21 protein-coding genes are annotated in these 19,023 nt (G+C 65.4%); 13 read left to right on the top strand and 8 right to left on the bottom strand.

What is annotated here, in order from left to right:
- Positions 1-146: 146 nt before the first annotated feature.
- Entirely contained in the window at positions 147-632 is a 486-nt protein-coding gene (locus ACOZJV_RS05865; protein ID WP_421547071.1) for a helix-turn-helix domain-containing protein, read from the bottom strand.
- Between the two features lie 264 nt (positions 633-896).
- Here ACOZJV_RS05865 and ACOZJV_RS05860 point away from each other — a divergent pair, with 264 nt between their 5' ends.
- From ACOZJV_RS05860 to ycaC, 6 genes are all read left to right on the top strand, one after another.
- A complete protein-coding gene (locus tag ACOZJV_RS05860) occupies positions 897-1,241 on the top strand; it encodes a hypothetical protein (RefSeq protein ID WP_201130664.1) in 345 nt (114 codons plus the stop codon).
- 89 nt (positions 1,242-1,330) lie between these two features.
- Positions 1,331-2,242 carry a LysR substrate-binding domain-containing protein gene (locus ACOZJV_RS05855; protein WP_421547070.1) on the top strand — a complete coding sequence of 304 codons (912 nt, stop codon included), beginning with the start codon at positions 1,331-1,333 and terminating at the stop codon, positions 2,240-2,242.
- Positions 2,243-2,545: 303 nt separating this feature from the next.
- Complete coding sequence (locus ACOZJV_RS05850; protein ID WP_201130666.1) at positions 2,546-2,962, top strand: DoxX family protein; 417 nt, start codon at positions 2,546-2,548, stop codon at positions 2,960-2,962.
- Positions 2,955-3,596 carry an antibiotic biosynthesis monooxygenase gene (locus tag ACOZJV_RS05845; RefSeq protein WP_201130667.1) on the top strand — a complete coding sequence of 214 codons (642 nt, stop codon included), beginning with the start codon at positions 2,955-2,957 and terminating at the stop codon, positions 3,594-3,596. Before ACOZJV_RS05850 ends, ACOZJV_RS05845 begins: the two co-directional genes overlap by 8 nt.
- 112 nt (positions 3,597-3,708) lie before the next feature.
- Complete coding sequence (locus ACOZJV_RS05840; protein WP_078471400.1) at positions 3,709-5,547, top strand: amidohydrolase; 1,839 nt, start codon at positions 3,709-3,711, stop codon at positions 5,545-5,547.
- 43 nt (positions 5,548-5,590) lie between these two features.
- The gene (gene ycaC / locus ACOZJV_RS05835; protein ID WP_078471399.1) at positions 5,591-6,208 is read left to right on the top strand and encodes an isochorismate family cysteine hydrolase YcaC; all 618 of its coding nucleotides are present in this window, start codon (positions 5,591-5,593) and stop codon (positions 6,206-6,208) included.
- A gap of 157 nt (positions 6,209-6,365) precedes the next feature.
- Here the strand turns inward: ycaC and ACOZJV_RS05830 are convergent, their stop codons facing one another.
- Together ACOZJV_RS05830 and ACOZJV_RS05825 are read right to left on the bottom strand one after the other, a co-directional pair.
- Positions 6,366-7,796, bottom strand: coding sequence for a mechanosensitive ion channel domain-containing protein (locus ACOZJV_RS05830; RefSeq protein WP_421547069.1), 1,431 nt, complete (start codon positions 7,794-7,796; stop codon positions 6,366-6,368).
- A gap of 81 nt (positions 7,797-7,877) precedes the next feature.
- Entirely contained in the window at positions 7,878-8,897 is a 1,020-nt protein-coding gene (locus ACOZJV_RS05825) for an alpha/beta hydrolase (RefSeq protein WP_421547068.1), read from the bottom strand.
- Between the two features lie 159 nt (positions 8,898-9,056).
- On the opposite strand from ACOZJV_RS05825, the gene ACOZJV_RS05820 reads away from it, so the two are divergent.
- Positions 9,057-9,938 (top strand): LysR family transcriptional regulator, encoded by an 882-nt coding sequence (locus ACOZJV_RS05820; protein WP_078471396.1) that lies wholly within the window; start codon positions 9,057-9,059, stop codon positions 9,936-9,938.
- Between the two features lie 176 nt (positions 9,939-10,114).
- Entirely contained in the window at positions 10,115-10,762 is a 648-nt protein-coding gene (locus ACOZJV_RS05815; RefSeq protein WP_078471395.1) for a hypothetical protein, read from the top strand.
- Between the two features lie 51 nt (positions 10,763-10,813).
- Here ACOZJV_RS05815 and ACOZJV_RS05810 read toward each other — a convergent pair whose 3' ends face one another.
- Positions 10,814-11,701, bottom strand: coding sequence for an NAD(P)/FAD-dependent oxidoreductase (locus ACOZJV_RS05810; RefSeq protein ID WP_078471394.1), 888 nt, complete (start codon positions 11,699-11,701; stop codon positions 10,814-10,816).
- Between the two features lie 152 nt (positions 11,702-11,853).
- Here ACOZJV_RS05810 and ACOZJV_RS05805 point away from each other — a divergent pair, with 152 nt between their 5' ends.
- Positions 11,854-12,318, top strand: coding sequence for an Rrf2 family transcriptional regulator (locus ACOZJV_RS05805; RefSeq protein ID WP_421547067.1), 465 nt, complete (start codon positions 11,854-11,856; stop codon positions 12,316-12,318).
- 9 nt (positions 12,319-12,327) lie between these two features.
- Here ACOZJV_RS05805 and ACOZJV_RS05800 read toward each other — a convergent pair whose 3' ends face one another.
- A complete protein-coding gene (locus tag ACOZJV_RS05800; protein WP_078471392.1) occupies positions 12,328-12,948 on the bottom strand; it encodes a LysE family translocator in 621 nt (206 codons plus the stop codon).
- 310 nt (positions 12,949-13,258) lie between these two features.
- On the opposite strand from ACOZJV_RS05800, the gene ACOZJV_RS05795 reads away from it, so the two are divergent.
- Positions 13,259-13,735 (top strand): GAF domain-containing protein, encoded by a 477-nt coding sequence (locus ACOZJV_RS05795; RefSeq protein ID WP_421547586.1) that lies wholly within the window; start codon positions 13,259-13,261, stop codon positions 13,733-13,735.
- 165 nt (positions 13,736-13,900) lie between these two features.
- Positions 13,901-14,521 carry a LysE family translocator gene (locus ACOZJV_RS05790; protein ID WP_421547066.1) on the top strand — a complete coding sequence of 207 codons (621 nt, stop codon included), beginning with the start codon at positions 13,901-13,903 and terminating at the stop codon, positions 14,519-14,521.
- A gap of 20 nt (positions 14,522-14,541) precedes the next feature.
- Here the strand turns inward: ACOZJV_RS05790 and ACOZJV_RS05785 are convergent, their stop codons facing one another.
- Entirely contained in the window at positions 14,542-15,438 is an 897-nt protein-coding gene (locus tag ACOZJV_RS05785; protein WP_421547065.1) for a DMT family transporter, read from the bottom strand.
- Positions 15,439-15,572: 134 nt separating this feature from the next.
- On the opposite strand from ACOZJV_RS05785, the gene ACOZJV_RS05780 reads away from it, so the two are divergent.
- Complete coding sequence (locus tag ACOZJV_RS05780) at positions 15,573-16,904, top strand: PLP-dependent aminotransferase family protein (protein WP_078471388.1); 1,332 nt, start codon at positions 15,573-15,575, stop codon at positions 16,902-16,904.
- Positions 16,905-16,988: 84 nt separating this feature from the next.
- The gene (locus tag ACOZJV_RS05775) at positions 16,989-18,188 is read left to right on the top strand and encodes a PrpF domain-containing protein (RefSeq protein ID WP_421547064.1); all 1,200 of its coding nucleotides are present in this window, start codon (positions 16,989-16,991) and stop codon (positions 18,186-18,188) included.
- A 14-nt stretch (positions 18,189-18,202) separates the two neighbouring features.
- Here ACOZJV_RS05775 and ACOZJV_RS05770 read toward each other — a convergent pair whose 3' ends face one another.
- Both ACOZJV_RS05770 and ACOZJV_RS05765 read right to left on the bottom strand, forming a co-directional pair.
- Positions 18,203-18,652, bottom strand: a complete 450-nt coding sequence (locus tag ACOZJV_RS05770) for a WapI family immunity protein (RefSeq protein WP_178102964.1) — start codon at positions 18,650-18,652, stop codon at positions 18,203-18,205.
- A gap of 30 nt (positions 18,653-18,682) precedes the next feature.
- On the bottom strand, positions 18,683-19,009 hold the full coding sequence (locus ACOZJV_RS05765; protein WP_020298306.1) for a low molecular weight protein tyrosine phosphatase family protein: 327 nt from the start codon (positions 19,007-19,009) through the stop codon (positions 18,683-18,685).
- Between the last annotated feature and the right edge of the window lie 14 nt (positions 19,010-19,023).

Below are 19,023 nucleotides of genomic sequence, written 5' to 3'. Positions count from 1 at the left end.
CCGGCCCGCCCGGCGCGCGGCGCCGGGGCGCCCCCCGCGGCCCCCCCCCCCCCCCCAGCGCCGCGTCTCCCCGCGGTTCGGGGCCGGCTCCGCCCGGCCCCCGGCCCGGCGCCCCCCCCCCCCCCCCCCTCGGCCGGGTTACTGGCTCAGGTGCGTGCTGCCGAAGCGCGCCCGCAAGCCATGGTTGAAGAGCCCTCGCTGAAACCTGGCAGGGCGTTGCGCGTCGCGGCGAGCCGCAGTTGGTGGCTGCGCCAGGTCATGGGGTTGACCCCTTCGCTGCGGGTGAACATATGGCAGAAGTGGGCCTGATCGCAGAAGCCGCATTCCTGGCTGATCTGGGTCAGGTTGAGGGTGGAGCGGGTGATCAGTTCCTTGGCCCGGGCGATGCGCTGCTGGCGGATCCATTCCTGGGGCGAAAGGCCGGTGCTGCATTTGAAGGCGCGGGAGAAATGGCTGCGTGACAGCGCGCAGGCGCGGGCCAGCTCGCTCACTTCCAGGCTTTGCGCCAGGTTGGCCAGGATCAGTTGCTTGATCAGGCGCTCGCGCCGCGCGCACAGGCCTCCGGTGGCGGGCCTTGGGCTGTTCGGCTGGCCATTGTCGAAGCACAAGGCAGGTTGCTCAAGTCGGGCCATGACAAGTATCCGTGGTCGATGGGAACGCACATGCCGGGTCGGTCGCCTTGCTCGAAAACACGTTCCCGGTGCGGTGGAAAAAAAACCGGGGTAGACCTGGGTATTTTTCGCCCCGGGGCGCGGGCTGACGAGTTAAACGTTGTTAATTTCAGGGTTGGCGCGGGCTATCCGTTACTGGCCATGGTGGCTATCGAGAGCAGTGATTTCTGCGGCGCCGGGAGGCTGCCCACAATGGCGCCATTCACTGTCCCGGAGCTTCTCGCCATGTCTCGCCACCCTTTATCCCTGCGTTGCGCTGCAATCACTGGCGCCCTCCTGATGCTAGCCGTGCTGGCGGGCTGCGCCAGTTCCCGGCCGGCGTTACTGATGGATAACAGCCAGGCCCGGCAGATCGAATGCCACGGTGTGTTCGGCAGTTGGGCCGGGTGCCGCAGCGAGGCCGTGGCGGTGTGTGGTGGCGGGGCGTATCAGGTGCTGAGCCGCAATCGCGAGGAGGGCGCCTCGGAGGCGCAAGTCGATGCGCACAACGCCGGGGTCGCCTTCCAGGAGCGCAGCATGCTGGTGCGCTGCGGTGTCGAGGGGCCGGTGCGGGTCGCGCTCAACGGATGACGGCGGGCACAACACAGCACAGGCGTCCAAGGCAAAACCGCTGCGCTGTGTTCAGGTGCGGGTTTGCCCTCCTGTGCCCGGACCGATTTATGAACCGAAATGACCTGCGCCGCGTCGACATGAACCTGCTGGTGATTTTCGAAGCCCTGATGTTCGAGAAGAACCTGACCCGGGTGGCGGAAAAGCTGTTTATGGGCCAGCCGGCGGTAAGCGCTGCCCTGAGCCGCTTGCGCGATCTGTTCGATGATCCATTGCTGTTGCGCAACGGCCGGGGCATGGAACCCACCGCCCGGGCGCTGGCGATTCTGCAGGAGCTGCAACCGGCGATGGACACCATTTCCGGCGCGGTCAGCCGAGCCAAGGCGTTCGACCCGTCCAGCAGCTGCGCGGTGTTTCGCATCGGTTTGTCGGATGACGCCGAGTTCGGCCTGTTTCCACCTTTGCTCAGCCAACTGCGCGAAGAGGCCCCGGGGATCGTCGTGGTGGTACGCCGCGCCAACTACCTGCTGATGTCGTCGTTGCTGGCCAGTGGCGAGATTTCGGTGGGGGTCAGCTACACCACCGACCTGCCGGCCAATGCCAAGCGCAAGAAGCTGCGGGATATTCCGTGCAAGGTCTTGCGCGGCGACAACCGCCCCGAGCCCCTGACGCTGGACGACTACTGTGAACGGCCCCATGCCATGGTCTCGTTCTCCGGTGACCTGAGCGGCAATATCGACCTTGATCTGGCGCGGGTCGGACGTGCACGCCGGGTGGTGCTGGCAGTGCCGCAGTTCAGCGGCCTGCGGGCGCTGCTGGCCGGCACCGAAATGCTCGCCACCGTGCCCGATTACGCCGCCTGCGCCCTGACCGAAGGCAGTGCCCTGCGCGCGGAAGATCCGCCGCTGCCGATCGCTGCCGCCGAACTGTCCATGGTCTGGAGCGGCGTCCACGACAACGACCCCGCCGAACGCTGGCTGCGCTCGCGCATCGCCGAGCACATGTCCCACCCCATGGCCTGAAACCCAGCGCCTGTTCACCGACCCACCCCGATGCAGGTGCCTGTAGCCGCTGCCACCAGGTTCCGGCCGCGTTCGGACGCTGGCCCTCAAGACCGCCTCACTACACCTGACCTTTCACGGTGCTTGTTGCGGCCAGCGCAGCCTCGTGCCTCGGCAGCGGCTACGGAGGGCGAGGTCATCCTTGCTGATTCAGCCCTCGGAAAGAGAGCACGTACATGCAATTTTTCTGCGGCAACGGGTCGCACACTGGGCGCTCGATCAAACAACGCGGCCCGGGGAGGGGTATCCAATGGTGTTCGAGCAATGACGCGCTCAACCGGTGAGGCGCGGGCCCAGGACTTTGGCCTGTTGTTCCTGCGGGTCAGTGCCGCGCTGTTTCTGCTGTGGGTCCACGGCTTGCCCAAGTGGCTGCACTACAGCGCCGAATTGTCGCGCATCGAGGATCCGTTCCACCTCGGCGCCGACCTGACCCTGTCCCTGGCGATTTTCGCCGAAGTGCTGTGCCCGCTGTTGATCGTGGCCGGTGTCCTGGTGCGCCTGGCCTGCCTGCCGGTGTTGCTGCTGTTGGCGGTGGCGCTGCTGCTGGTGCACCCGGATTGGAGCCTGGAACAGGGCCAGTTCGCCTGGCTGTTGCTGATCCTGTTTACCAGCGTGCTGATCGCCGGCCCCGGGCGTCTGGCGCTCAATTCACGTTTCAGTGGAGTACTGCGCCATGTCTGAGCAAATTGCCGAACCCTCTATGCCCCAGCCGCGGCCGGGCCTGGATGAAGTCGTGACCCTGGTGGTCAAGCACCGGATCAAGGCCGGCCACGAGGCGGACTACGAAGCCTGGCTGCGCGGCATTGTGCGGGTGGCCGGGCAATGGCCGGGGCATTTGGGGGTGGATGTGGTTCGCGGCCGGCTGGGCGGGCTGGCGCACTTCACCTGCGTGCTGCGCTTTTGCTCGACCGAAGCCATGCAGCGCTGGCTCGACTCGCCGCAACGCCTGGCACTGATCAACCAGGCCGCACCGATGCTGGCCGATGGCGACCAGACCGAGGTCGCCGCGCTCAATGAATTCTGGTTCGCCCCCCTGGCCGACGCCGCGACACCGCCGCCGCGCTGGAAGCAGGCGGTGGTGACCCTGTGCGTGATCCTGCCGCTGACCCTGCTGATCCCGCTGCTCTGGGGCCCGGTGCTGCGCCTGCATCCCTGGCTTTCCAATTACCTGGTCAGCACCTTTGTGGTGACCCTGACTATCGTGTTGCTGGTGGTCTACCTGTTGATGCCGGCCGCCACCCGGCTGTTCGCGCCCTGGCTGCAGGCTTCCAGCGCCCATGAACACCTGGAGCCCGAGCATGGCCAGCAAGGATGACCCGAGCGATCCACGGCGGCGCCAGCTACTGGCGGCCGGCTCGTTGCTCAGCGCCGCGGCGGCTTTCTGGCCACGGCTGTCTTTTGCCTCATCACCTTTACAAGGAAACCCGATGAACGCCGATCTGATTCTGTTCAATGGCCAATTCCATACCGTGGACCGCGAAAATCCCCGGGCCAGTGCCGTCGCCATCAGCCAGGGGCGCTTTGTCGCCGTGGGCACCGACGCCCAGGCCATGGCCCTGCGCGGCAGTGGCACCCAGGTCATCGACCTCAAGGGCCGCACGGTCATCCCCGGGCTCAACGACTCGCACCTGCACCTGATTCGCGGCGGCCTCAACTACAACCTGGAGCTGCGCTGGGAAGGCGTGCCGTCCCTGGCCGATGCCTTGCGCATGCTCAAGGATCAGGCCGACCGCACGCCGACCCCGCAGTGGGTGCGGGTGGTCGGCGGCTGGAACGAATTCCAGTTCGCCGAAAAACGCATGCCGACCCTGGAAGAACTGAACCAGGCCGCCCCCGACACCCCGGTGTTCGTCCTGCACCTGTATGACCGGGCCTTGCTCAACCGCGCCGCCCTGCGCGTCGCGGGCTACACCAAAGACACGCCGAACCCGCCCGGCGGCGAGATCGTGCGCGATAGCAACGGCAATCCCACCGGCATGCTGGTGGCGCGGCCCAACGCGATGATCCTGTATTCGACCCTGGCCAAGGGGCCCAAGCTGCCCCTGGAGTACCAGGTCAACTCGACCCGGCAATTCATGCGCGAGCTCAACCGCCTGGGCCTGACCAGCGCCATCGACGCCGGTGGCGGTTTCCAGAACTACCCCGACGACTACGCGGTGATCGAGCAGTTGGCCAAGGACCAGCAACTGACGGTGCGCATCGCCTACAACCTGTTCACCCAGAAGCCCAAGGAAGAACTCAGCGACTTCAAGAACTGGACCGGCAGCGTCACCCTGCACCAGGGCGACGACTACCTGCGGCACAACGGCGCCGGCGAGATGCTGGTGTTTTCGGCGGCGGATTTCGAAGACTTCCTCGAACCCCGCCCCGACCTGCCGCTGACCATGGAACAGGAGCTGGAGCCGGTGGTGCGCCATCTGGTGGAGCAGCGCTGGCCGTTCCGCCTGCACGCCACCTATGACGAATCGATCTCGCGCATGCTCGACGTGTTCGAGAAGGTCAATCGCGACATCCCGTTCAACGGCCTGCCCTGGTTTTTCGACCATGCCGAGACCATCACCCCGAACAACATCGAGCGCGTGCGGGCCCTGGGCGGCGGCATTGCGATCCAGGACCGCATGGCGTTCCAGGGCGAATACTTCGTCGAGCGCTACGGGGCCAAGGCCGCCGAGGCCACGCCGCCGATCAAGCGCATGCTGGCCGAAGGCGTGCCGGTGGGTGCGGGCACCGACGCCACCCGGGTCTCCAGCTACAACCCCTGGACCTCGCTGTACTGGATGGTCAGCGGGCGCACCGTCGGCGGCCTGGAGCTGCACGCCGAGGGCCTGCCACGCCTGACTGCCCTGGAACTGTTCACCCACGGCAGCGCCTGGTTCTCCTCGGAGCAGGGCAAGAAAGGCCAGATCAAGGTCGGCCAACTGGCGGACGTGGCAGCGCTGTCGGCGGACTTTTTCAGCGTCGACGAAGAGGCCATCAAGTGGATCGAGTCGGTGCTGACCGTGGTCGGCGGCAAGGTGGTGTACGGCGCCGGTGACTTCGAGGACCTGGCGCCGACCCGCGTGCCGGTGCTGCCGGACTGGTCGCCGGTGGTCAAGGTCCCGGGCCACTGGCGCCCGACCTCACCGTTGCAGGCTCAGGTGCACCAGTGCAGCGGCCCGTGCGGCGTGCATGCCCACAGCCATGAGCGGGCGCGCCTTTCCAATGTGCCGGTCAGCGACTTCCAGGGTTTCTGGGGCGCGTTCGGCTGCTCGTGCTTTGCCTTTTGAATCCGCTATTCCCCGAACCCAAGCACCCCCAAAGGAGTTACCCATGACTTACAAACGCTTGAACAAAGATGAAGCAGTGGTGCTGTTGGTCGATCACCAGACCGGCCTGATCTCGCTGGTGCAGGATTTCTCGCCCAACGAATTCAAGAACAACGTGCTGGCCCTGGCGGACCTGGCCAAGTTCTTCAAGCTGCCGACCATCCTCACCACCAGCTTCGAGCAGGGCCCCAACGGCCCGATCGTGCCCGAGCTCAAAGAGATGTTCCCGGACGCGCCATACATTCCGCGCCCTGGCCAGATCAATGCCTGGGACAACGAAGACTTCGTCAAGGCGATCAAGGCCACCGGGCGCAAGCAACTGATCATCGCCGGGGTGGTGACGGACGTCTGCGTGGCGTTCCCGACCTTGTCGGCGCTGGCGGAAGGTTTTGATGTGTTCGTGGTGACCGATGCGTCCGGCACCTTCAACGAAACCGTGCAGCAGGCGTCCTGGGCGCGCATGACCGCGGCCGGCGCGCAGATGATGAACTGGTTCTCGGTGGCCTGCGAACTGCACCGCGACTGGCGCAACGACATCGAAGGCCTGGGCAACCTGCTGTCCCAGCGCATCCCCAACTACCGCAACCTGATGAACAGCTACACCGCGCTGACCGCCAAGTAAGCGTCGGACCGCAACCGCTTGCCTACCCCAGGCAAGCGGTTTTTTTGTGCCCGCTGTAGCCGCTGCCGCAGGCTCGGGCCGCGTTCGGACGCTGGCCCTGACAGGCGCCGCGTATGGCAGGTGAACTCCGGTGGTGCGCCCAGCCAGCGGCCCATCCTCAATTGCGTTTTTGCAGCCAGCCGAGGAAGCCGCTTTTGCGGGTGTCGACGGGTTTGCCCAGCAGCACCGAGCGGCTGCTTTGCTGGCGTACGGCCTGGAGTTTGTTCAGGGCGCTGTTCACCTCCTTGCGCTGGGCCATGCAATCGCGGGTCAGGGTTTTGTCCAGGCGGTAGACGATGCAGGAAGTCAGCGCAGTAAAGCGGGCCTGGGATGGGGTGTCGGCGAGGATGCTCTGTTCGCCCATGACCTCGCTGGGCCCCATGCGTCCGGCTTCGACCTGGCGGTTGCCCTCGGTCACGGTGGCACTGACCACGCCGGTGGCGATCACCAGCAGGGCCTCGGGCACTTCGCCCAGGTCCAGGATCACTTCGCCAGCGGCGTACTGCCGGGGCGTCATGGCCTGGGACATCAGGTCCCGTTCATGGCCATCCAGAGAACGAAAGACCTTCACCTCATCCAGCAACACCCTGGCCCTGGAACTGGGCTCGGCGAAACCTTCGGGCTGGCGCGAAATGCCGGCGGCCTCCAGGTGCCGGTGCGCCAGGTCGAACAACTGATTGCGCACCTGACCCTTCTGCCCCAGTTCGGCGATAAACCCGCTGGCGACATATTCCGACAGGCTCTCGCCGGCCTCCTTCAGCAGCACCTTGGGCGGCGGGTCGAGCAGCAGGCTGTTGCTGCCCTGCAAGGCCCGCTCCAGGGCATCCAGCACCCGCCGTGGACGAATGTGATTAGGCACCTTGATGCTGATCGACACCCCGTGCCGGTTGCTCGGCCGGCTGAGGTTGACCAGCTTGGCCTTGGCCGCCACCGAATTGGGAATCACCGCCGTGGTGCCGACGCTGGTCAGCAGGTGGGTGGCGCGCCAGTCGATGTCCAGCACCTTGCCTTCGACGCCGTCGATCATGATCCAGTCATCCACCTGATACGGCTTGGTGGTGTTGAGCACGATGCCGCTGAACACATCGCTCAAGGTGCTTTGCAGGGCCAGGCCGACAATGATCGCCATGGCCCCGGACGTCGCCAGCAAGCCCTTGACCGGCAGCTCCAGGACATACCCGGCCGCCGCGACAATCGCCACCAGGAACACCAGGGCGCCAATCACGTCCTGCAACAGGCGGCCGCTGTGGCCGATACGGCGGATCAGCACCAGGCCGATCAGTTCGGTCAGCACCCGCGCGGCGTACAGCCACCAGATGATTGCCAGCGCCGTGGCGCCCAGTTGCAGCACGTTGTTGTCGGGCCAGCCTTGTGCCTGCAACGGGCTGACGCCGGCATTGATGATCAGCGCGCTGTACCCCAGAAACAGCGCCAGGCGCAGGGCAACCCGCGGCAGGCGCTGCGCGAAGGGCGCGAGGTGCCACAACAGCGCGTCCACCAGCAGCAGGCAGGCACTCCAGAGCAACAGGTGATGAGCGAGAAAAGTCATGGCGGCACCGCACGGAAGGAGGGCAAAGGAGAGGAGTCGGGCAGGCGACCGCGAAGTCGACGGCCCGGCGTCAGGTATGGCTCAGTTGAGGTGCGCCTTGAGTTCGGCGGCGGCCTGGCGGACCGCGGCCTGGACTTCGGGAATGCGGCTCAGCGGATTGAGCAGGCCGAAGTCGTGGATCATGCCGTTGTAGCGCACCGCCGTGACCGCGACCCCGGCACTGTCCAGCTTGCGTGCATAGGCTTCGCCTTCATCGCGCAGCACGTCGAACTCGGCGGTCTGCACCAGGGCCGGCGGCAGGCCGCGCAGCTGTTCGATGCTGGCCTGCAGCGGCGAGGCGTGGATCTCGGCGCGTTGCTGTGGGTCGCTGGTGTAGCTGTCCCAGAACCAGTTCATCATGCCCCTGGTCAGGAAGTGGCCCTCAGCAAACTGCTGGTACGACGGGCTGTCGAAGCGCGCGTTGGTCACCGGCCACAGCAGCAGTTGGAAGCGCAGGTCCGGGGTCTTCTGCTCCTTGGCCATCAGCGCCACCACCGCCGCCATATTGCCGCCGACGCTGTTGCCGGCCACCGCCAGGCGACGGCTGTCGACGCCGATTTCCCGGCCGTGCTCGGCGACCCAGCGGGTGGCGGCGTAGGCCTGATTGATCGCCGTCGGGTACCGGGCTTCAGGCGACGCGGTGTAGTCGACGTAGACCGCCACGGCACCGGAGCCCAGCACCAGGTCGTGGATCAGGCGTTCGTGGGTCGGGTAGTCCCCCAGCACCCAGCCGCCACCGTGGAAGAACATGAACACCGGCAGCTCGCCCCGGACCTTGGCCGGGCGCACTATTTTCAGCTGCACCGGCTGCCCGGCTACCTGAATGCTGCGTGAACTGACCTCAACCCCGGACAGGTCGACCTTGACCGAAGCCTGGGCCCCGCTGAGCACTGCGCGGGCGTCCTTGGGGCTCAGGTGTTCCAGCGGCTTGCCGCCCCCGGCGGCCAGGGCGTCGAGGAAGGCCTGGGTCTGGTGCTCCACCCCCGGGCTGCCAGCGGCGAAGGCGCTGTTCACGGACAAGGCAAGGAGGCTGGTAGCGAGGACTTTTTGCAGAGTGTTCATGGGCGGCAATCCTTTCGATCAATTGAGTTTTTAGTTGTTTATTCAATGGGTTGCGCTGTGGTGTGAAGGGTCTCAGCGACAACCTGTGCTCAGATTAATCTGATGCCTAATCATGAAAAAGCCGCTATAAAGCGTTTGACTGTCAACCGAGACGTGACAATGAACCCGTTTGAAGACATGCGTATTTTTTGCCAGGTGATGGACTCCGGCAGCTTCACCGCGGCGGCCGACAAGTTGGGGTTGTCCAAGCAGTTCGTCAGTCGCCGCCTGATGCAGCTCGAAGAACGCCTGGGGGTGCGCCTGCTCAACCGCTCCACGCGGCGCCTCGACGTCACGCCCCTGGGCCAGAACTACTACGAGTCGGCGCTGCGCCTGCTGGGCGAGGTCGAGGAGGTGGAGCAGGGCATTGCCGGGCAGAACAGCGAACCGCGCGGCACCCTGCGCCTGAGTGCGCCGCTGTCGTTCGCCCTGGCGCACCTGGGGTGCCTGTTGCCGCTGTTTTTGCAGCGCTACCCCCAGGTGTCGGTGGAGGTCGACCTCAGTGACCGTCCGGTGGACCTGCTCAGCGAAGGTTATGACCTGGTGCTGCGCATCGGCGTGCTTGAAGACTCGACCCTGATCGCACGCCGCATCGCCACCATCCAGCGGGTGTACTGCGCCAGCCCGGGCTACCTGGCCAGCCGTGGCGTGCCGCAACACCCCGAGCAACTCAGTGGCCACGATTGCCTGCCCTATGGTCATGGACGCCAGGTGCAGTGGCGCTTCCAGGTCAAGGGCAAGCCCATGAACATCAACGTCGGCGGGCGTATGCGGGTCAACAATGGCGAGTTGCTCAAGGACGCCGCCGTTGCCGACCTGGGCATCACCTACCTGCCGACCTTTATCGTCGGTCAGGCGCTGCAGGATGGGCGCCTGGTGCGGGTGCTGGAAGACTTCGAGCCCGAGCCCCTGACCTTGTCGGCGGTCTACCCCCAGCATCGCCAGGGTTCTCGACCGGTGCAGGCCTTGATCGAGTTCCTGCGCGAACGGCTGATGGATTGAGCGCGGCCCTCAGCGCCGGGGCAAAGTGCCACGTGCGCATGGCGGCGCCCGCACAAGTGGTTTATATTCCGCGCCGCTCACGCCCGGGCTTTTTTCCGCCTGGGGTGTGGAGTCTCCATTCCCAAGGATTCGGGTGCGCAACGGACCCGTTTCGTTCTGACAAAGAAAGGAAATCAATGTCTTCTCAACTTCTGCGTGCCGCGTTCGTTCTGGGCGCTGTCGCCATTTCTTCCCAGGCCAGCGCTGCCCCTGATTTCGCCGCGTGCTTCAGCCTCAAGCCAGGTGTTTCCTTCGGCGCCGAAGGCACCACCGTCAGCATCGAAAAAGCCAAGTTCATGGGTCAGGACGCGATTGCGGTGACCCAGTCCGAAGGGGGCGTCAGCTCCGCCAGTTTCTACGACGCCAGCGGCCGCAAATTGCTGGGCAACGTGCGCTACGGGATCTCCGCCATGGGCGGCGATGCCAAGGCGCCGCTGATGACCGAGTCCTACAGCAAGGCACCGGAGTTTCCGGGCAAGGCGGCACCGGGCGCCAAGTTCAAGCTCAGCGGCAGCGGCAAGCTGGAAAACCATGCCGACGAGACCAGCACCCCGCTGGAATACGAAGGGTTCAGCGACTACACCTTTGTCGGCTTCGAAGACCTGCCGACCAAGATCGACTACAAGGACCGCACCTTCAGCAACACCTGCCACCTGAGTGCAGAGTTCGAAGGCGGGCGCATGGAAGCGTGGTACGCCCCGGGTTTTGGTCGGGTCAAGTTCGAGCGCTACTCGGGTGATTCGCTGCTGATGGCCGAAGAAATCGACTCGGTGATCCAGGAGTAAACCCCTGCGCCGCCCACGCCTTGCGGTGTCGGGCGGCGTTGCACCTGGGCCTTAGCGCAGCACCAGCGATTGGTGCGTCGCCGCGCCGGCCCGGGCGCCATCCCCCACGGCGATCGCCACCGAGCCGAACGCCAGCGCCGCATCGCCGCAAGCGAACACCCCGCCAACGCTGGTTTCGCGGCTGGCATCGGTCTTGATGAAACTGCCCATCGCCCCGGCTTCAAGCTCGCAGCCCAGGCGCTCGGCCAAAGGGCTGGCCAGGTGGGTGCGCGGTTGGGTGAACAGGCCCTTGAGGCGGATCACCCGCTGGTCGACCAGCACCACATCGGCCTGATCGCCGCTGATATGGCTCAGCCGTTGCTCCTCCAGAGTCACCCCGCGTTTGGCCAGTTGTGCCCGTTGCTCGGCATCGGGCACGAACACGCCATTGGTAAAGAACGTGGTGGGGCCCCATTCGGGCAGCAGCAGGGCGTGATGCATGGCCAATTCGGAGTTGGCCAGCACGCCGATCGGCCCGCCCTCGAGTTCATAGCCATGGCAGTAGGGGCAGTGGAAGACGCTTTGACCCCAGCGCGATGCCAGGCCTTCGATTGCCGGCAGTTCGTCGACCACGCCACTGGCGAGGATCAGCCGCCGGGCGCTGTAGCGCTGGCCATCGAGGGTGTCGACCTCGAACAACCCGGCTTCCTGGCGCCCATGGCTGGCGATTGCCGAGACCCAGGTCACCGTGGGGTAGGCCAGCAACTGGTTGCGCGCATCGTTGGCGATGTCGGCGGCGGGGCGTCCGTCCTGGCCAAGAAAGCCGTGGGAGTTGCCGGCAAAACGGTTGCGCCGTTGCGCCGAATCCAGCACCAGCAGCGTTCGTCGTGCCCGCGCCAACTGCAAGCCGGCAGACAGCCCGGCATAGCTGCCGCCCACAATAATCACGTCGTACACCATGCAATACACCTTCAGTGGGGTCCCTTGAAGGGCTTCAAGGATTTCACGACACACCGTAAGTTACGTGAAAGTTGTCTGTCAACACTCTCGTAACTTCACTGGTTGCAAGCGATACTCGACCCGCCCCGATTCAGGCCGACCACGAGGACAGGATGAGAACCGACACCCGACTTTCCCGCATGCTGCATGTGCTGATCCACATGGACCGCCACCAGCAATGCGCGACTTCCGAGACCATCGCCCGCATGCTCGGAACCAACCCGGTGGTGGTGCGCCGGACCATGGGGCTGCTCAAGGAGCAAGGTTATGTGCGTTCCGAAAAAGGCCATCAGGGCGGCTGGACCCTGACCCGCAGCCTCGCCGACATGACCCTGCTGGACATTCACCAGGCACTGGGCGCGACCTCGATCTTCTCCATCGGCCTGTCCACCGACCACCCGGAGTGCCTGGTGGAGCAGGCGGTGAATGCAGCCCTCACCGACGCCTTCGATGCGGCCCAGGCGCTGCTGCTCGAGCGCCTGGGGCGGGTGACCCTGGCCGAGCTGGCCGAGGATTTCGACCGGCGCTTTCAAACCACCCTGAGCGACGCCGCCGCACCAGACGCCGACCGGGCTTGAGGCCGCGGCTCAGCGTTTGCTGAAGGCCAGGCGCGCGGCGAACAACAGAAACAGCGTGCCGGTGGTGCGGTCCATCCAGCGCATCACCGGCGCTCGTTGCAGGACGGCACTCAGCGGGCGGGTGGCGCCGATCAACAGCAGCGACCAGGCCAACCCCAGCACCACATGGATGGCCACCAGGCCAAAGGTCCACGGCACCAGTGGGCTGCCCTGAGGGATGAATTGCGGCAGGAATGACACATAGAAGATGCCGATCTTGGGGTTGAGCACATTGCCCAGCATGCCCTTGAGAAACCAGTTGGCGCCGCGCTGGCCCGGGGTCTTGGCCGCCGCCATGGTGCTGCGCGGCGCCAGCAGCATGTTCAGCCCGAGCCAGCACAGATAAGCCGCGCCGCAGTACTTGAGGGCGGTGTAGGCCAGTTCGGAAACCATGATCAACGCGCCCAGACCAAACGCCACCGCCGCGCCCCACAGCAGGCAGCCGGCGTTGATCCCGAGGGCCGCCTGAATCGCCTGGCGCTTGCCTTCGACCGTGGCCGTGCGCAGCACCAGGGCGGTGTCGAGCCCGGGGGTGATAGTCAGGAGCGTGGCGGCCAGGGTAAAGGCCAGGAGGCTGTCGGCAATGGTCATGGCAAGGTTTCGCGGCGGGATGTGGCGGGCAGATTAGCACCTGGCCAGCCTGAACCTTTTCCCTCGGCCGCTTTCTATCCCAAATCACCGCTCCCCGGCGCCCGGGGTCTTGCACGTAGCCGGTCATTCGTCGCGGCAGGCTCAAGCCGAGGGTGCTGTTGCCGATCATTTCATAGCACTGGCCTGTTATGCCTCGAGCGGTTCGGCACAACCCGCAAGCGGCCGATGGCAACCGCAGGACTTTCAGGGGGCGCTATGGCGTCCATGCCGGGGGAGGGTGTTTTATCCATTATTGTCAGGAGTGTTGGTCATAAAAAATCTTACCGCTGAAGAACGGGCTGCGATTGCTGAAATAGAAGTCACCTCAAATATTCTGAGGCTGACCACCCGTTTGACCCGTATGCGATTCGCCGCGATTTCCAAGATGACCGACACCCATTGGGTCGCCTGCGCGGTGCATGACGAATTGCAGTTCGGCGTGAATGTGGGCGATGAACTCTTGATCGAGGCCACCCTGTGCAATCAGCTGCGCCTGGCCCGCAAGCCGATCGTGATCGAACACGCCAGCCTTGACCCGGTGTTCTCCGAACACCCGCTGCCCAAGCACCATGGTTTTGAAAGCTACATCTCACTGCCGATCGTTTTCGCCGACGGCACGGTTTTCGGCACCTTATGCGCCCTCGATGCGTTGCCCAGAAAACTGGAAAACCCGGAGACCATGGAGTTGCTGAGTATCTTCACCCGACTGATCGGCACCACGCTGGATCTGCAGCGTAAAACGGTTTGAAGCGCGGTTGGTTAAAACCCACAGGGCGGCCAACGAAACCCTGAATGAGTGATGGGGGGGACTATGGAAGGGTGGCTTGCACTGGCGCTTGCATCGCGCCCGGATGCTCTTTAAGTTTTCCGGTCTTGACTAAAAACCGTCACCCCACCTGCACTTGGAGCTCCCATGAACCTGGCCACCCTGGCGCTGTTCCTTCCGGCCTGCTTCGCCCTGAATATGGCCCCCGGGCCGAATAACCTGCTGTCGGTCAGGAATGCCACGACCTACGGCTTTCGCACGTCGTGCCTGGCTGGCGTGGGTCGGCTGCTGGCGTTTTCGCTGATGATCGCCCTGGCGTCGGCCGGGCTGGCGGTGGTGCTGCAAGCCTCGGAGCTGCTGTTCTACGGGATCAAGATCCTCGGTGCGGGCTACCTGTTGTACCTGGCGTATCAGTTATGGCGTGCCGATACCCGGGTCGAGGCCGAGAGCAACACCGCGTCCCTGGGGTTGCTGGCCCTGGCGCGACAGGAGTTCCTGGTGGCCATCGGCAACCCCAAGGCCATCCTGATTTTCACTGCGTTCCTGCCGCAGTTCGTCGATCCGACTGCACCGATCTCTGCGCAGTTCCTGGTGCTGGGCGGGTTGTTCCTGGTGCTGGAGTGGATCGCCATCAGTGGCTACGCCTTTATGGGGCTGTACATGCGGCGCTGGTTTGCCCTGCCCGCGGGCAAGCGCATCTTCAATCGCTGCTGCGCCGCCTTGTTGTCGGCGGCGGCCTCGGTGCTGTTGCTGGCGCGCCGCGCCTGAGCTTTGAGAGGTGCGCCGGGCTAGCGGGAAAACCGCTTGGCCCCGGCCACGCAGGCGATCACGGCCACGGTGACCCCGAGCATGCCCAGGCTGACCTGTTCGTGGAGCAGGGTCGCGGCCAGCGCCAGGCCGAAGAAGGGTTGCAGCAACTGCAACTGGCCGACGGCGGCAATGCCGCCCTGGGCCAGGCCGCGATACCAGAACACGAAGCCGATCAGCATGCTGAACAGCGACACGTAGCCCAGGCTCAGCCAGGCCGGCAGGCTGATGCCGGCAATGCGGGCCGGGGCCAGCAGCCAGGTAGCCCCGGCCATGACCGGCAAGGCCAGCACCAGCGCCCAGCAGATCACCTGCCAGCCGCCCAGGCTTCGCGATAGGCGGGCGCCTTCGGCGTAACCCAGGCCACAGATCAGCACCGCCAACAGCATCAGGATGTCGCCTTCAGGCGCTGCGCTCAGGCCCTGGGACAGGGCGAAACCCATCACCAGCGCGCTGCCCAGGATCGAGAACAGCCAGAACACCGGACGCGGCCGTTCGCCGCCGCGCAATACGCCGAACACCGCCGTCGCCAAGGGCAGCATGCCGAGAAACACGATGGAGTGGGCGGAGGTCACATATTGCAGGGCCAGGGCGGTCAATAGCGGAAAACCCAGCACCACGCCGATGGCGACAATCAACAACGGCAGCACCTGGCTGCGGGCAGGGCGCGGCTGCTTGAACGCGAGCAGCATGCACAGCGCCAGGAGGCCGGCAATGGTGGCCCGGGCGACGGTCAGAAACACCGGGTCGAACTCCAGCACCGCGACCCGGGTCGCGGGCAGCGAGCCACTGAAAATAATCACGCCGATCAATCCGTTGAGCCAGCCGCTGGAGGTTTTTTCCAGAGTCGGGTGGGTTGGGGTCGATGTCTGTTCCATCAGGGTCACACTCGATTGCAGGGAGGGAAAGGGCAGGGCCAAGGTCAGGATTGCAGTGGCATGACGGGTGGCATGAAGCGCATGCTATGACCCGCTCCCGATACAATCAAAAAATTGTCATGGATACATTGCTCATGCCTCGCGCCCGCTATAAAGCCCTGGTTGATAGCTTCGCCGCCGACATTCGTGCTGGGCGCCTGGCGCCCGGTACGCGCCTGCCGACCCATCGCCAACTGGCGGCCGAGCACCGGCTGGCCCTGGTCACTGCCAGCCGGGTCTACGCCGAACTGGAGGCCATGGGCCTGGTCAGCGGCGAAACCGGGCGCGGCACCTTTGTCCGGGAGACCGCGCTGCCACCGGGTCAGGGTATCGACCAGCCGGATGTGGTGGCGGGCATGCTCGACCTCAACTTCAACTACCCCTCGGTTCCCGGGCAGGCCGACCTGCTGCGCACGGCCCTGCGCCAGTTGGCGTTGTCCGGTGACCTGGAATCCCTGCTGCGCTACCAGCCCCATGCCGGGCGTTTGCATGAGCGGGCTGGCGTCGCACATCACCTGCTGAGCCGCGGGTTGCAGGTGCAGGCCGAGCAGGTGCTGATCGTCAGCGGCGCCCAGCATGGCTTGGCGGTGGCGCTGATGGCGCTGCTGCAACCGGGGGATGTGATCGCCGCCGACGCGCTGACCTACTCGGGGTTCAAGGTGCTGGCCGAATCCCTGCACCTTGAAGTGCTGCCGATCCCTGCAACGGCCGAGGGGCCGGACCTCGACGCCCTCGACCAACTGTGCCGCCAGCGTTCGGTGCGGGCGGTCTACACCATGCCGACCCTGCACAACCCCATGGGTTGGGTGATGGCGCTGGAACAGCGCCGGCAACTGGTGGCGATTGCGCGCGAGCATGGGCTGTCGATCATCGAGGATGGGGCCTATGCGTTTCTGGCCGCCGAGGCGCCGCCGCCGATTGCCGCCCTGGCGCCGGAAAGAACGCTGTATGTGTCCGGGTTTTCCAAGAGTGTCGCCACCGGCCTGCGGGTTGGTTTTATCGCCGCGCCCCTGCCGCAGGTACCGGCGCTGGAGCGCAGTATCAGGGCCACCACCTGGAACACCGCAGGGATGCTGACGGCGATTGCCTGTGCCTGGATCGACGATGGCACGGTCGCTCGGCTGGAGGCGCAAAAACGCGCCGACGCCGAGGCCCGGCAGGCCCTGGCCGACCAGGTGCTGGCGGGGTTGCCGGTGGTGCGCCACCCCTCTTCGTACTTTTTGTGGCTGCCCCTGGCCGAAGAGGTCCGCGCGGACCAGATCGCCATGGAGTTGCTGCGTGAGCAGGTGTCGGTGTCCACGGCCGAACCGTTCGCCACCTCGGCCCATGTTCCCCATGCGCTGCGCCTGGCCTTGGGCTCGCTGGAGATGGGGGCGCTACGCGAGGCCTTGCTCAAGGTGCGGCGGGTGGTGGGTGCCTATTCATGAGCGGCGCCGGCGCAGGGCTGGTCAAAGGCCGGGCAACGGCTTTAGGCTTTGCCCCCTGACTTCGCCAATCGCCCCGAGCCGACCATGAACACAGACCCGCAGCGCTGCACGCTTGACGCCGGCATTCTTCAGTTTCCGGTGTTTCACATGCGCGGCGGCACCTCGACCGGGTTGGTCCTGGCCCGGGAGGCGGTGCCCGAAGACGAAGCGCTGCTGGAGGAGTTGCTGCGCCACCTGATGGGCGTGCCGCTGGTGGGGGACTGGCCGGGCAACACCCAGATCACCGGGCTGGGCCGGGGCATCCCCACCAGCAACAAGGTGTTTATCGTCGAGCGCAGGCCCGGCGAGACGCGCATGACCAGCACCCTGGCGCAACTGGCGGCCGGCAAGAGCCACATCGACTGGAGCGTCAACTGCGGCAATATGTCGGCCGCCTTGCCGCTCTATGCCCTGGCCCGGGGCTGGCTGGCACCCGAGGAGCCGACGGCGCAGATCGAAATCTTCAATACCAACACCCGGACCACGCTCTATGCGCGCCTGGGATTTGCCAATGGCCGTCTGCTCAGCGACACCCGGATCCCTGGGGTAAACGGGGTGTTTCCCGGGGTCGATCTGTTTCTGCACGACCCGGTGGGGGCCAAGACCGGGGCGTTGTTTCCCAGCGGCCTGCGCCGCGACAGGCTCAATGGCATTGCCGCGACCTGCATCGATGTCGCGGTGCCGATGATCATCGTCAACGCCGCCGACCTGGGCAAAAGCGGTTATGAAACGCCAGCGCAACTGGACGCCGATCCGGTGTTCAAGTCGGCCCTGAGCGATCTGCTGGTCGAAGGCGGCCAGCGCATGCAACTGCGCAATCGCAGCGGCGCCCTGATGAGCGCCGATGAACTGCGGCGCAGCGAGACCCTGCCAAAAATCTGCATCGTCAGCCCGGCACAGGCCGGTGGCCACATCAACACCCGCTACTTCACCCCGCAAAGCGCCCATCCGTCCCTGGCGGTTTCCGGTGGCTGCTGCCTGGCGGCGGCGTGCCTGATCGAGGGCACGGTGGCCCATGACGTGCTCAGCGCGCCCCAGGCCCTGGGCGCCAGCGTGGGTGAATTCCCGCTGTCGATCGAAAACCCTGCCGGCGTGCTCGACACCCTGATCACCGCACGCCTGGACGGCGAGCAGGTGCTGATCGACGCGGCGGCCTATCGGCGCAGCGCCCAGGTGCTGGTGCGCGGCAGGATGGCGCTGTACAACGCCTCGGCGGCCTTGAGTGAGGCCTTGCTGGCGCGCTGATGTCGCTCAGCGGTTCAAGGCACAACCGGGAAGCGTGCGATCAATCCCTGGACCCTGGCTTGCAGCACCTCGGGCCTGTTGGTGGACAGCGGCACCTGCAACGACACGCCTTCCAGGCGTTGCTCGGCGCTGGCCCAGGGGGGCGCGGCCTCGTGGGACAACACCAGCTCCAGGACCGGGTGCGGCCCGGGGTTGAAGTGAAACGCCAGGCAAGGCTCGGTGAAGTAGCAGGACTGGATGGCCGGCGCGCCGGGATCCAGGGCCCCCAGCCAACGTTCCAGTTTCAGCAGTTCCTGGGTGGTCAGGCAGGGGTCGACAAAGCTCCAGCTGCCGCGCGGGTCTTCGATCCGGCCGCGAACCTGCAGCCAGTTGGCATCCAGGCGATCCGTGTGCCCGGGGAACTGATAGTTCTCGATCTCCAGCAGCACATGGCAGGTCGGCAGGTCGAACAGTTCCAGGGCCATAGCGGCTCGATCCTTGAGTGACGGTGGGGTTCAGTCTGGCAAAAACTGCGGCACCTGCTTGCGCAGGATCTCGATCAACTCCGGGGCCATGAACTCGAAATCATCGGGGATGTTCAGGCAGATGATCTTTTTGTCCCGCAGGTGCGGCTTGAATTTGCTCGACAGTTTGCTGCGGTGCCGGGGTTCCATGACCAGGATCAGGTCCGCCCACTCCAGAAGTTCCGGGCACACCGGCACCTGGGCATCGTGGTTGATCCCGGCCGAGGCGGTCTCGACCCCCGGCCAATCGGCGAACACCTGCTCGGCAGTGGGGCTGCGCAGGCGGTTCTGACTGCAGATAAACAACACATTGACCATCCGATGGCTCCTTG

Source organism: Pseudomonas sp. QD4 (assembly GCF_049199125.1).
Classification (GTDB): Bacteria; Pseudomonadota; Gammaproteobacteria; order Pseudomonadales; family Pseudomonadaceae; genus Aquipseudomonas.
The sequence above is the reverse complement of the archived record's forward strand: the minus strand, read 5'-3'. Positions and strand labels throughout refer to the sequence as shown.